This is a genomic window from Dyella sp. (assembly GCF_035685805.1).
In the GTDB taxonomy this organism is placed as follows: domain Bacteria; phylum Pseudomonadota; class Gammaproteobacteria; order Xanthomonadales; family Rhodanobacteraceae; genus Dyella_A.
The window spans coordinates 1-12,580 of sequence record NZ_DASSAB010000038.1 but is presented as its reverse complement, the minus strand read 5'-3'; the positions used below and the strand labels follow the sequence as shown (position 1 = coordinate 12,580).

Below are 12,580 nucleotides of genomic sequence, written 5' to 3'. Positions count from 1 at the left end.
CGCCTCGCGCCCGATCGGGGCGCACTCTGCCAACAGCTTACGGATCCGGCGTCTGCGCGGCGCAAAGACGCCTGCAGGCCGCTTACTGCAGAGGAACGCGCACCCACCCTTCCATCAACACCCGCGCACTCCGACTCATGATCGCCTTGGTGACGGTCCATCTGCCGTCAACCAGCGCCGCTTCGGCGCCCACCCGCAAAGTGCCGGATGGATGGCCAAAACGCACGGCGTGTCGCTCGCCACCGCCGGCGGCGGCGTTTACCAGCGTGCCGGGAATGGCAGCGGCGGTACCGATTGCCACCGCCGCTGTGCCCATCATGGCGTGGTGCAGCTTGCCCATCGACATGGCACGCACCAGCAGATCGATCTCGTCTCGTGCAACAGCCCGGCCGCTCGATGCGACGTAATCCGCCGGCGGCGCCACGAAGGCGACTTTCGGCGTGTGCTGGCGCGTGGCGATCTCCGCCAGCGAGCCGATCAGTCCCATACGCAGCGCACCATGCGCGCGGATGGTCTCGAACATCGCCAGCGCGTTGTCGTTGCCGTTGATGGCGTCCTGCAATTCCGTGCCGGTGTAGCCGATGGCCGAAGCCTCGACGAAGATCGTGGGAATGCCGGCATTGATCAAGGTAGCCTTGAGCGTGCCCACGCCCGGCACCTCGAGCTCGTCGACCAGATGGCCTGTCGGAAACATCGCGCCACCCGCGCCGTCCTCTTCGGCTGCCGGATCGATGAATTCCAGCGGCACTTCGGCAGCGGGAAAGGTCACGCCATCCAGTTCGAAATCGCCGGTTTCCTGCACTGCGCCGCCGGTCATCGGCACGTGGGCAATGATGGTCTTGCCGATATTGGCCTGCCAGATCCGCACCACTGCGATGCCATCGCGCGGCACGCGTGCAGGATCGACCAGACCGGCACCAATCGCGAAAGGCCCCACCGCTGCCGACAGGTTGCCGCAGTTGCCGCTCCAGTCGACAAAAGCCCGGTCGATGGCCACCTGGCCGAACAAGTAGTCCACATCATGATCGGGCCGCTTGCTGGGTGAGACGATCACCGTCTTGCTGGTACTGGACGAGGCGCCGCCCATGCCATCGATCTGCTTGGCATAGGGATCGGGACTACCTATCACGCGCAGCAGCAGCGCATCACGCACCGGGCCTGGCGCCCGCGCGGCTTCGGGCAAATCTTCAAGGCGGAAGAACACGCCCTTGCTGGTGCCGCCGCGCATGTAGGTGGCGGGAATGCGTATCTGTGCAGCATGCGACATGGGAATCTCCAGAGGTGCTCGCGCCGGGCCAGAACAAGTGGGACGGCGTGGCGGGGGATCGACTTCAGGCAGCAACGGCCAGCGGCCGATGATGTCGTAGCGGTAAGGAAGCCCACCACCGACGACGAGACACAGCTCGTCGATGGTCCAGCGGATGGGCGGATCGACCACGATCTTGCCCACCGGCTCGGCGGTGCGGTAGCTCAGGATGATGTGCGGTGTCACCCCGGTGGCGATGTGGCCGAATCCTGCTTGAACGAGGCGATCCTGCACTTCCTTGAGCAACGCGGTGAATGCCTTCGGGACTCCGCGCGCGCATCGTCCACTGGATATGCCCCTGCGCCTCGGCGTCGGTCGGCAGGAAAATGCGCTCGGAGGACGACTGATGCAGGTCAGCCGGCACGAACAGGGCGCTTGCCGAGCGCTTGGCCAGACCGAGCCGCGCCCACAAGGCAGCAACGTAATCCACCATGGCCGGTCGCGGCATGTTCGCGAAGAACAGCCGCGGCTCCGCGATCCGACTCATGCCGCCTGCGACGCCTCGAGGAAGTCCTGCGCGAAACGCTGTAGCACGCCACCCGCCTCGTAGATCGACACCTCCTCGGCGGTGTCCAGGCGACAGGTCACCGGCACCTCGACGCGCTCGCCGCTGGTGCGGTGGATCACCAGCGTGAGGTCGGCGCGCGGCGTGCGTGCACCCAGCACGTCGAAGGTTTCGCTGCCGTCGATGCCCAGCGTCTTGCGGTTGGTGCCGGGCTTGAACTCCAGCGGCAGCACGCCCATGCCGATAAGGTTGGTGCGGTGGATGCGTTCGAAGCCCTCGGCCGCGATTGCCTCCACACCCGCGAGGCTCACGCCCTTGGCGGCCCAGTCGCGCGACGAGCCCTGGCCGTAGTCGGCCCCGGCAATCACGATCAGCGGCTGCTTGCGCTCCATGTAGGTCTCGATCGCTTCCCACATCCGCATGACCTTGCCTTCCGGCTCCACCCGGGCCAGCGAGCCCCGCTTCACTTCGCCGTCGACCACCGCCATCTCGTTGACCAGGGTGGGATTGGCGAAGGTGGCGCGCTGCGCGGTCAGGTGGTCGCCGCGGTGGGTTGCGTACGAATTGAAGTCCTCTTCCGGCAGGCCCATCTTGGCCAGGTACTCACCCGCCGCGCTGGTCGGCAGGATCGCGTTGGACGGCGACAGGTGGTCGGTGGTGATGTTGTCGCCGAGTACCGCCAGCGGACGCATGCCCTTGAGGCCGCGCGGCCCGGCAAAGGTACCCTCCCAGTACGGAGGGCGGCGGATGTAGGTGCTTTGCGCACGCCAGTCGTACAGCGGCGTGGCACGCGCGCCGGCCAGGCCCTTGCGGGCGAACATCGGCTCGTAGACCGAGCGGAACTGCTCCGGCTTCACGCTGGAGGCCACGATCGCGTCGATCTCCTCGTCGCTGGGCCAGATGTCCTTGAGCGTCACCGGCTTGCCGTCGTTGTCGATGCCCAGCACGTCCTGCTCGATGTCGAACCGGATGGTGCCGGCAATCGCATAGGCAACCACCAGCGGGGGCGAAGCCAGGAAGGCCTGCTTGGCATACGGGTGGATGCGACCGTCGAAGTTGCGGTTGCCCGAAAGCACGGCGGTGGAATACAGGTCGCGCTCGACAATCTCCTTCTGGATCGCCTGATCGAGCGCGCCGGACATGCCGTTGCAGGTGGTACAGGCGAAGCCGACGATGCCGAAGCCGAGCTTCTCCAGCTCCGGCAGCAGGTTCGCCTCCTTCAGGTACAGCTCCACCGCCTTGGAGCCGGGCGCCAGCGAGCTCTTCACCCACGGCTTGCGAGTGAGACCGCGCGCGTTGGCGTTGCGCGCCAGCAGCGCCGCCGCGATCACGTTGCGCGGGTTGCTGGTGTTGGTGCAGCTGGTGATGGCGGCGATGATCACCGCGCCGTCGGGCATCCGGCCCGGCTGCTCGGTCCACTGGCCGGCGATGCCGCGCGCGGCGAGATCGGACGTCGGCAGCCGCTTGTGCGGATTGGATGGGCCGGCCATGTTGCGCACCACCGAGGCGAGATCGAACGTCAACGAGCGCTCGTACTGGGCGCCTGCGAGCGCATCCGCCCACAGGCCCGTCGCCTTCGCGTAGGTTTCCACCAGACCGACCTGCTCGTCACTGCGCCCGGTGAGGCGCAGGTAGTCGAGGGTCTGCTGGTCGATGTAGAACATGGCCGCGGTGGCGCCGTATTCGGGGGCCATGTTCGAGATCGTGGCGCGATCGCCCAGTGTCAGCGCCGCGGCACCTTCGCCGCGGAACTCCAGCCAGGCCCCGACCACCCTGGACGCGCGCAGGAACTCCGTCAGCGCCAGCACGATGTCGGTCGCAGTAATGCCTGGCTGCGGGCGGCCGGTCAGCTCCACGCCGATGATGTCCGGCAGGCGCATCCACGAGGCGCGCCCCAGCATCACGCTCTCGGCCTCCAGGCCGCCCACGCCCACCGCGATGACGCCCAGCGCGTCGACGTGCGGCGTGTGGCTGTCGGTGCCCACGCAGGTGTCGGGGTAGGCCACGCCGTCGGCGACGCCGATCACCGGCGACATCTTCTCCAGATTGATCTGGTGCATGATCCCGTTGCCCGGGGGAATCACGTCCACGTTCTCGAACGCCCGCTTGCTCCATTCGATGAAATGGAACCGGTCTTCGTTGCGGCGATCCTCGATCGCCCGGTTCTTGGCGAAGGCGCCGGGGTCGAAGCCGCCGCACTCCACCGCCAGCGAGTGATCGACGATCAGCTGCACCGGCACCACCGGATTCACCTTGGCCGGATCGCCACCGCCCTCGGCGATCGCGTCGCGCAGCCCGGCCAGGTCGACCAGCGCGGTCTGCCCGAGAATGTCGTGGCACACCACGCGCGCCGGAAACCAGGGGAAATCGCGATCGCGCCGCCGTTCGACGATCTGCCCCAGCGCTTCGCCGAGCATGGCCGGGTCGCAGCGACGCACCAGGTTTTCCGCCAGCACGCGCGATACGTAAGGCAGCGCGTCATAGGCGCCGGGCTGGATCGCGTCCACGGCAGCGCGCGCGTTGAAATAGTCCAGCGACGTGCCGGCAAGGGCGCGGCGGTAGGCGGTGTTCATCGGCATCGGGAATCCTTGAGGGTGGTCCGGCGCGGCTCGCGCAGCGCAGCGGGTCGACGCTGCCTTGCCGGAGACCGCGCCGGCGGCGGGAAGCTCTCGACGGGAAGCGCGGGCACAAGCGCGCAAGTGCGCCGTCTATTGTAAGGCCAGACACCGGTTACCTTAAGCGTCGGGCGCTTGACCGGCGCCCCGCACCGCTTCCAGAATGTCGCGCTACTTATCCCAAAGGGGAGTAGTTCCGGACGCCCGCCCAGCAGGCGTCCGTGCAGTGGTCGTCATCACGGGCGGAGCACCGCCCCGGTTACTGCAGCGGCCCGGCCGCGAACGAGACTTTTGCGGTAATCACGGGGCTGCGTGCGGCCGTGATTATTGCCTTGTCTCGCGCGCAGGAATCGACCCGCATGGATTTCCCCTCCCCCGAATTCTTCTCCGGCCTGCTCGCCATCGTCCTGCTCGACCTCGTGCTGGCCGGCGACAACGCGATCGTGATTGCGCTTGCCGCGCGCAACCTGCCCCCGCGACTGCAGAAGAAGGCGGTGTTCTGGGGCACCTTCGGCGCGGTCGCCGTGCGGGTGGCGCTGACTGCCGTGGTGGTCTACCTGCTGAAGCTGCCGGGCCTGATGCTGGCCGGCGGGCTGCTGCTGCTGCCGATCGCCTGGAAGCTGCTCAAGCACGAGGACGAGAACCCGGACATCAGCCCGGGAGACAATTTCTGGTCGGCACTGCGCACGATCGTGGTGGCCGATGCACTGATGGGGCTGGACAACGTGCTGGCCATCGCCGGCGCCTCGAAAGGCCACCTGGGCCTGGTGGTCCTGGGGCTGCTGATCAGCGTGCCGCTGGTGGTGTGGGGCAGCACGCTGATCCTGAAACTGATCGGCCGCTTCCCGGTGATCATCTACATCGGCGCCGGCGCCATCGCGTGGACGGCGGCCCGCATGATCGCCCACGACCACCTCGTCAGTGCGTGGTTTACGCCGCGTCCGTGGGCGCAGTACGGGCTGGATGTGTTGCTGGTGGTGACGATCTGCGGGGGCGGGTGGCTGGTGGCACAGCGCCGGCGCACCCGCCCGCAAGAGCCCTGACCGGGGCGTCAGAAGCGGAACTTCACGTACATCGACGGACCGTTCAGGCGCATGTCCAGATGGGCGGTGTAGTTGCTGCGGCGCCAGTCCAGCTTGATCTGGCTGATGTTGTATTCGGCACCGAAGCCGACGTGTTCCCACGGCAGCCACTCGACGCCCAGCGCGGCGTTGTAGATGTGGCCGCTGAGACGGCCGCCGTTCTTCTTCACCCCGGACGCGTCCAGGTACATGCGCCACTGGTCGTTGAAGGCGTGCCGCCAGCCCAGCTGCAGCATCGGCGCCCATGCGCTGTCCTTGCTCGCCGTATCCACCGACGCAGTCATCGGGCCATCGGGCAACCCGGTGAGCGCGCCCTGCCCGCTCAGCCGCGTATCGATCTGGTACCAGGCGCCGCCCAGGCCGAGACCGAAGGCGTCGTCGCCGTGGCCGAACCACCAGCGCCAGCCCACGCTGCCGAAGTCGAAATCCAGTTTGCCGCGCACCGACGCGTTGGCCGCGTAAGTGACGTCGTCGTAGGTGATGCTGCGCGAGAGCGAGGCGGTGCGGCTGCGTTCGATGCTGTAGTAATCCAGCGCCAGCCCCTGATGCTCGCCGATCAGGAAATCGGCGCGCGCGCGCGGCACGCTCTCGCGCTTGTCGAAGCCCAGATCGTCTTCAAGATTGAAGGTGCCGGTGGCGATGCCGCCGTTGTCGCTGGCGCCGATGTCGGTGTCGACATTGGCGAAGTAACCGCCCAGCCGCACCGACGCGCGATCCAGCGCGGGCGACGCCGTATCCTGCGCCAGCGAAGCCGAACTCCACGCCGCCAGGGGCAGCACCGACAGCAAGGCGATGCGCAGCGATGCGCGGGCGGGAGAAGAAAAACTCGATGACATGCCTGGGGCTCCGTAACAGAAAACGAGGAGCCGCGAGGATGGACAGCGCAACGTGCAGCGGTGGTGGAGAGCGCGCCCACGGCGCACTCACGGTGCAAGAAAAAGCGCCCGCTCAGTGGCGGGCGCTCGGTGGCGATCAGCGCGCGGCGGGGCTCAGCGCTTGTCGATCGGCGTGTAGCTCTGGTCTTCCGGACCGGTGTAGTTCGCGCTGGGGCGAATGATCTTGCCGTCCTGGCGCTGCTCGATGACGTGGGCGCTCCAGCCCGAGGTGCGCGAGATGACGAACAGCGGCGTGAACATGGCCGTGGGCACGCCCATCATGTGGTACGCGCTGGCCGAGTACCAGTCCAGGTTCGGGAACATCTTCTTGATCTCTCCCATCACCGTTTCGATGCGCTCGGAGACGTCGAACAGGGTCGGATTGCCGCCCTCGGTGCAGAGCTTGCGCGAGATCTCCTTGATGATCTCGTTGCGCGGGTCGGACACCGTGTACACCGGGTGGCCGAAGCCGATGATGATTTCCTTCCGCTCGACGCGGGCGCGGATGTCCGCCTCGGCTTCATCGGCGCTGCGATAGCGGGCGATGATCTCCATTGCCACTTCGTTGGCGCCGCCGTGCTTGGGCCCGCGCAGCGCGCCGATCGCGCCGGTGATCGCCGAGTACATGTCCGACCCAGTGCCGGCAATCACGCGCGAGGCAAAGGTGGAGGCATTGAACTCGTGCTCGGCATACAGCACCAGCGACTTGTCCAGCGCCTGCGCGTGCAGCTCGCTGGCCTTTTTGCCGTGCAGCAGGTGCAGGAAATGCGCGGCGATGGAGTCGTCGTCGGTCTCGGTTTCGATGCGCTTGCCGTTGTGGCTGAAGTGGTACCAGTACAGCAGCATCGAGCCGAAAGAGGCCATCAGGCGATCGGCGATCTCACGCGCGCCGGTGACGCTGTGGTCGTCCTTCTCCGGCAGCACCGTGCCCAGCATCGAACAACCTGTGCGCAGCACGTCCATCGGATGGGTGGCGGCCGGCAGCAGCTCCAGCGCGCCCTTCACCGGCGCCGGCAGACCGCGCAGGCGCTTCAGCCGCGCCTTGTAGTTGTGCAGCTCGGTCCAGGTGGGCAGCACGCCGTACACCAGCAGGTGCGCCACTTCCTCGAAGCAGCCCTTGGCCGCCAGGTCGTGGATGTCGTAACCGCGGTAGTGCAGATCGTTGCCGCTGCGCCCGACGGTGCACAGTGCGGTGTTGCCGGCGGCAACGCCGGACAGCGCGACGGATTTCTTCGGCTTGGGCAGGGTTTGCTCGGTCATGGTGAATCTCCTGGTGCGGATGTCGCGGGCGGCCGGCGGCATGCCCGTGGATGCGTGGCGCGGAGCACCGGCCGAGGTGCGGCCGGTGCCCCGCCGGTCAATCCTTCCTGGTGAACAGTGCGTCGAGCTTGTCCTCGTAGGCGTGATAGCCGAGGAAGTCGTAAAGCTCCGCACGCGTCTGCAGCGTGTCGACGAGATTTTTCTGGGTGCCTTCGCGGCGCACCGTCTCGTAGAAGTTCAGCGCGGCCTTGTTCATGGCCCGATAGGCGCCGCAGCAGTACAGCGCGATGTCCACCTGGGCCGAGCGCAGCTCGTCGGTGGTGAAGAACGGGGTGGAGCCGAACTCGGTGAGGTTGGCCAGAATCGGCACCTTCACTGCCGCCTTGAAGCGCCGATAGTCGTCCAGCGTCTTCATCGCCTCGGGGAAGATCATGTCCGCGCCGGCCTCGACGTAGGCGCAGGCGCGATCGATTGCCGCGTCGATGCCCTCGGCAGCGGCCGCGTCGGTGCGCGCCATGATCACGAAGCCGGCATCGGTGCGGGCATCGACGGCGGACTTCACGCGGTCGACCATCTCCTGCTTCGACACCACCTCCTTGCCCGGGCGGTGACCGCAGCGCTTCTGCCCGACCTGGTCCTCGATGTGCACCGCCGCCACACCCACGTTGATGAACGAGCGGATCGTGCGGCCGATGTTGAAGGCGCCGCCCCAGCCGGTATCAATGTCGACCAGCAGCGGCATCCCGGTTGCATCGACGATGCGTCGCGCGTCGGTGAGCACGTCTTCCATGGTGCTGATGCCGAGGTCGGGCATGCCCAGCGAATTGGCTGCCACGCCGCCACCAGACAGGTACAGCGCCTTGTAGCCCACCCGCTTTGCCATCAACCCGGCGTAGGCGGTGATGGCGCCCATCACCTGCAGCGGGGTTTCTTCCGAGAGCGCGGCGCGCAAGCGTGCACCGGCGGATGCGTTGGCTGTCATGCGGGTTCTCCTAAACTGTTGATTGTAGGCGATGGCGTCGGTGCCGCGCGCGCGACGTGCTCGCCGGCGATGCCGCACCGGTGGACGCCGCAGGCGGCCGACGTCGCGGGGAATGCGGCGCAGGGCGCGGCGAATGACACTGCCCGCCGCATCGTTCGACACGACGCGAGATCCGTGCCGCCGCGCGGCCCGCATGCGGTGAACGGCATCCGGCCAACGACGTCGCAGCGCGGGACCGCGGCCGGATGTGCCGTGATGCCGCGAAGCCAGGTCGCTGTGAACCGGTTTCCCGATGGCTTTCGCACACGGCCGGCCTGCACCACTCGCCCCGCTGCGGCGCGCTCGGCGCCTTGATCAGACGCCATGTGGGGCAACGGCGGTGGGTGACCGGCGCATCGCGAGCCCGCAGCAAGGGGGTGTGGATCAGCCACGCGAGCTCCACCAACCAAGGGGAGCGCCACTTTAATGATGGCCAGACATGTTGATCAATCTTGATCTTGTCAATCAATATGTCGGCATGGCGACCGACTACCTCTCCGCCTCCACCGCCGCAGACCGGCTGGGGGTCAGCCTGGCCACGCTCTACGCCTATGTGAGCCGCGGCAAGATCCATTCGCGCCCCGGCCCCGACGGCCGCAGTCGCGTGTACCGGGCCGACGACATCGCCGCACTCATCGAGCGCCGGCTGGCCGGGCGAGGCGCGGCGCAGGGCGCAGCCCACAGCCTCACCTGGGGGCTGCCGGTGATGGAGACGCGGATCTCGCTGATCCGCCCGCACGGGCACTACTACCGTGGCCAGTCCGCGCTGGCGCTGGCATCGGCCGGTGCGACGCTGGAGGACACTGCCCGGCTGCTCTGGGACGCGCGAGAGCACGACCCGTTCGCCGATCGTCCGCCGAGGACGTGGCCTGCTGCCGTGGCGGGCCTCCTGCGCCAGCGGGATCTTCCGCCGCTGGAACGCGCGGCCGCCGCGCTGCCGTTGCTGGCCCTTGCGGCACCCTGCCCGCATGCCGCCGATGCGGAACAGGAACGCCTCGGCGCCGCCCTGCTGCTGCGCGAAAGCGCGGCCCTGCTGTGCGGACGACGTCCCGATGGCCGCCCCATCCATGCCGGCATCGCCGCGCACTGGGCGCCCGCGGCGGCGGAGCTGCCTGCGCTGGTGCGCAGTGCGCTGGTGCTGTGCGCCGACCACGAGTTGAATGCATCGGCATTCGCCGCGCGCGTGGCCGCATCCACCGGCGCCAGCCTGCATGCCTGTGCCAGCGCAGGGTTGGCCGCACTGTCCGGCCCGCTGCACGGTGGTGCCACCGCCCGTGCACACGCCCTGATCGTTCAGAGCCTGCGCCAGCGGCAACCGGGGGACCTGGTGCGTGGTTACCTTCGTCGCGGCGAAGCTCTGGCCGGTTTCGGCCACCGGCTGTATCCCGAAGGCGATCCGCGCGCGGCGCTGCTGCTGGCTCAGCTGCAGACACTGCATCCGCGACGGGCGGCCCTGCGCGGGATGCTGCAGCTCGCAGATGCCGTGCAACAGCAGGGCGGCCTCCCGCCCAGCCTGGACTTTGCCCTGGCAGCCATTGCCATCATCTATGGCCGGTCGGTCGAGGCCGCGCTAGCGCTGTTCGCGGCCGGCCGCATGGCTGGCTGGCTGGCGCATGCGCTGGAGCAGCGCGCCGACGGCGGCTTGATCCGGCCTCGTGCAACCTACGCAGGCATCGTGCCCCACCGCCCCGCAGATCGATAGCACCCATCAATCGCCATGATCCCGAGTATCAATTAGATATATCGAGCTCAACCCCGTATCGTTGTGCATCAACGGTTCCACCCCTCCGTCCCATCAACCTACAGGAAAGCAGCCATGTCCCTGATCAATACCGAAGTGAAGCCCTTCAAGGCGCAGGCCTACAAGAATGGCAAGTTCATCGAAGTGTCCGACGCCGACATGAAGGGCAAGTGGTCCGTGGTGATCTTCATGCCCGCCGCCTTCACCTTCAATTGCCCGACCGAGGTCGAGGACGCCGCCGACCATTACCCCGAGTTCCAGAAGGTCGGTGCCGAGGTCTACATCGTCACCACCGACACGCACTTCTCGCACAAGGTGTGGCACGAGACCTCGCCGGCGGTCGGCAAGGCCAAGTTCGCCCTGGTCGGCGACCCGACCCACCAGCTGACCCGCGCGTTCGACGTGCACATCGAAGAGGAAGGCCTGGCCCTGCGCGGCACCTTCATCATCAACCCGGAAGGCGTGATCAAGACGCTGGAAATCCACGACAACGCGATCGCCCGCGACGTCACCGAGACGCTGCGCAAGCTCAAGGCTGCCCAGTACGTTGCCGCACACCCGAACGAGGTGTGCCCGGCCAAGTGGAAGGAAGGCGAGAAGACCCTCGCCCCGTCGCTGGACCTGGTCGGCAAGATCTAAAGGCCGTCAGAAAGCGCGCGCACTACCAAGGTGCGCGCGCTGCCCGCCTCGTCGGGCCGCTCCCATGCGGGAGCCAGAACTGCAGGCGACCGGCCCCAGCCGCTGAGCAGCGCTGCCGATCGCCGCGCGACACCCGCTTCGAATGCATCGATGCAAGACAACGTCGGACGAGCCGGCCTCCCCCCGCCGCTCCCCGAAACCACCCCATTACCAGGGAAACTGCCATGTTGGACGCCAATCTCTCCGCCCAGTTGAAGGCCTACCTCGAGAAGGTCACGCAGCCGCTCGAGATCGTCGAGTCGCTCGACGACGGCGCCAAGTCCGCCGAGCTGCACGAGCTGCTGCAGGAAATCGCCACGCTCTCGGACAAGATCACCCTGGTGCGTCGCGACGACGACGCACGCAAGCCCTCGTTCGCGATCAATCGCGTGGGCACGGACATCGGCGTGCGCTTCGCCGGCATCCCGATGGGCCATGAATTCACCTCGCTGGTGCTCGCCCTGCTGCAAGTCGGTGGCCATCCGTCCAAGACCACGCAGGACGTGATCGAGCAGGTGCAGAACATCGACGGCGAGTTCGCCTTCGAGACCTATTTCTCGCAGTCCTGCCAGAACTGCCCGGACGTGGTGCAGGCGCTCAACCTGATGAGCGTGCTGAACCCGAAGATCAAGCACGTCGCCATCGACGGCGCGCTGTTCCAGGACGAGGTGGACGCACGCCAGGTGATGTCGGTGCCCACCGTCTACCTCAACGGCGAAGTGTTCGACCAGGGCCGCATGAGCCTGGAGCAGATCGTCGCGAAGATCGACACCGGCGCCAGCAAGCGCGATGCCGAGAAGCTGAAGGCCAAGAAGGCGTTCGACGTGCTCATCGTCGGCGGCGGCCCGGCCGGTGCCGCAGCGGCCATCTACAGCGCTCGCAAGGGCATCCACACGGGCGTCGCGGCCGAGCGCTTTGGTGGCCAGGTGCTGGACACGATGGGCATCGAGAACCTGATCTCGGTGGCCCACACCGAGGGCCCGCAGCTGTCTGCCGCGCTCGAGCATAACGTGCGCGAGCACGAGGTCGACATCATGAACCTGCAGCGCGCCAGCAAGCTGATCCCGGCCAGCGAGACCACCGACGGCTTGGTTCAGGTGCAGCTCGAAAACGGGGCCACGCTGAGGTCCAAGACCGTGATCCTCTCCACCGGCGCGCGCTGGCGGCAGATGAACGTGCCGGGTGAAGAGCAGTACCGCAACAAGGGCGTAGCCTACTGCCCGCACTGCGATGGCCCGCTGTTCAAAGGCAAGCGCGTGGCGGTGATCGGCGGCGGCAACTCCGGCGTGGAGGCGGCGATCGATCTGGCCGGTCTCGTCAGCCACGTCACCGTGCTCGAGTTCGACAGCCAGCTGCGCGCCGACGAAGTGCTTCAGCGCAAGCTGCGCAGCCTGCCGAATGCGACTATCGTCACCAACGCGCAGACCACCGAGATCACCGGTGACGGCCAGAAGGTCAACGGCCTGCGCTACAAGAGCCGCGTGGATGGCGTCGAGC

Annotated in this window: 9 protein-coding genes; 4 read left to right on the top strand and 5 right to left on the bottom strand. The window is 67.3% G+C overall.

The window, feature by feature from the left end; all coding sequences use genetic code 11:
* Nucleotides 1-82 precede the first annotated feature (82 nt).
* Both prpF and acnD read right to left on the bottom strand, forming a co-directional pair.
* Nucleotides 83-1,267: a 2-methylaconitate cis-trans isomerase PrpF gene (gene prpF / locus VFG40_RS09840; RefSeq protein WP_324897412.1), complete on the bottom strand. Its 1,185-nt coding sequence runs from the start codon at nt 1,265-1,267 to the stop codon at nt 83-85.
* Nucleotides 1,268-1,789: 522 nt separating this feature from the next.
* Nucleotides 1,790-4,384, bottom strand: a complete 2,595-nt coding sequence (acnD, locus tag VFG40_RS09835; RefSeq protein WP_324897411.1) for a Fe/S-dependent 2-methylisocitrate dehydratase AcnD — start codon at nt 4,382-4,384, stop codon at nt 1,790-1,792.
* A 401-nt stretch (nt 4,385-4,785) separates the two neighbouring features.
* Here acnD and VFG40_RS09830 point away from each other — a divergent pair, with 401 nt between their 5' ends.
* Complete coding sequence (locus VFG40_RS09830) at nt 4,786-5,469, top strand: TerC family protein (RefSeq protein ID WP_324897176.1); 684 nt, start codon at nt 4,786-4,788, stop codon at nt 5,467-5,469.
* Nucleotides 5,470-5,477: 8 nt separating this feature from the next.
* Here VFG40_RS09830 and VFG40_RS09825 read toward each other — a convergent pair whose 3' ends face one another.
* The 3 genes from VFG40_RS09825 to prpB all read right to left on the bottom strand — a co-directional run bounded on the left by VFG40_RS09825 (nt 5,478) and on the right by prpB (nt 8,625).
* On the bottom strand, nt 5,478-6,344 hold the full coding sequence (locus VFG40_RS09825) for a putative outer membrane beta-barrel protein (RefSeq protein WP_324897175.1): 867 nt from the start codon (nt 6,342-6,344) through the stop codon (nt 5,478-5,480).
* A 153-nt stretch (nt 6,345-6,497) separates the two neighbouring features.
* Nucleotides 6,498-7,643, bottom strand: coding sequence for a bifunctional 2-methylcitrate synthase/citrate synthase (prpC, locus tag VFG40_RS09820; RefSeq protein WP_324897174.1), 1,146 nt, complete (start codon nt 7,641-7,643; stop codon nt 6,498-6,500).
* A gap of 97 nt (nt 7,644-7,740) precedes the next feature.
* Nucleotides 7,741-8,625: a methylisocitrate lyase gene (gene prpB / locus VFG40_RS09815; RefSeq protein ID WP_324897173.1), complete on the bottom strand. Its 885-nt coding sequence runs from the start codon at nt 8,623-8,625 to the stop codon at nt 7,741-7,743.
* Between the two features lie 478 nt (nt 8,626-9,103).
* Here prpB and VFG40_RS09810 point away from each other — a divergent pair, with 478 nt between their 5' ends.
* The 3 genes from VFG40_RS09810 to ahpF form a co-directional block, all read left to right on the top strand.
* The gene (locus VFG40_RS09810; RefSeq protein ID WP_324897172.1) at nt 9,104-10,366 is read left to right on the top strand and encodes a citrate synthase family protein; all 1,263 of its coding nucleotides are present in this window, start codon (nt 9,104-9,106) and stop codon (nt 10,364-10,366) included.
* A 114-nt stretch (nt 10,367-10,480) separates the two neighbouring features.
* Complete coding sequence (ahpC, locus tag VFG40_RS09805) at nt 10,481-11,044, top strand: alkyl hydroperoxide reductase subunit C (RefSeq protein ID WP_324897171.1); 564 nt, start codon at nt 10,481-10,483, stop codon at nt 11,042-11,044.
* A 224-nt stretch (nt 11,045-11,268) separates the two neighbouring features.
* Nucleotides 11,269-12,580: alkyl hydroperoxide reductase subunit F (ahpF, locus tag VFG40_RS09800; protein WP_324897170.1), on the top strand; the 1,312-nt coding region annotated here is incomplete at its 3' end.

What these genes read in the sequence shown, in the direction of transcription:
- prpF (WP_324897412.1), bottom strand. Translation starts at nt 1,267, where the DNA reads ATGTCGCATGCTGCACAGATACGCATTCCCGCCACCTACATGCGCGGC.
- acnD (WP_324897411.1), bottom strand. Translation starts at nt 4,384, where the DNA reads ATGAACACCGCCTACCGCCGCGCCCTTGCCGGCACGTCGCTGGACTAT.
- VFG40_RS09830 (WP_324897176.1), top strand. Translation starts at nt 4,786, where the DNA reads ATGGATTTCCCCTCCCCCGAATTCTTCTCCGGCCTGCTCGCCATCGTC.
- VFG40_RS09825 (WP_324897175.1), bottom strand. Translation starts at nt 6,344, where the DNA reads ATGTCATCGAGTTTTTCTTCTCCCGCCCGCGCATCGCTGCGCATCGCC.
- prpC (WP_324897174.1), bottom strand. Translation starts at nt 7,643, where the DNA reads ATGACCGAGCAAACCCTGCCCAAGCCGAAGAAATCCGTCGCGCTGTCC.
- prpB (WP_324897173.1), bottom strand. Translation starts at nt 8,625, where the DNA reads ATGACAGCCAACGCATCCGCCGGTGCACGCTTGCGCGCCGCGCTCTCG.
- VFG40_RS09810 (WP_324897172.1), top strand. Translation starts at nt 9,104, where the DNA reads ATGTTGATCAATCTTGATCTTGTCAATCAATATGTCGGCATGGCGACC.
- ahpC (WP_324897171.1), top strand. Translation starts at nt 10,481, where the DNA reads ATGTCCCTGATCAATACCGAAGTGAAGCCCTTCAAGGCGCAGGCCTAC.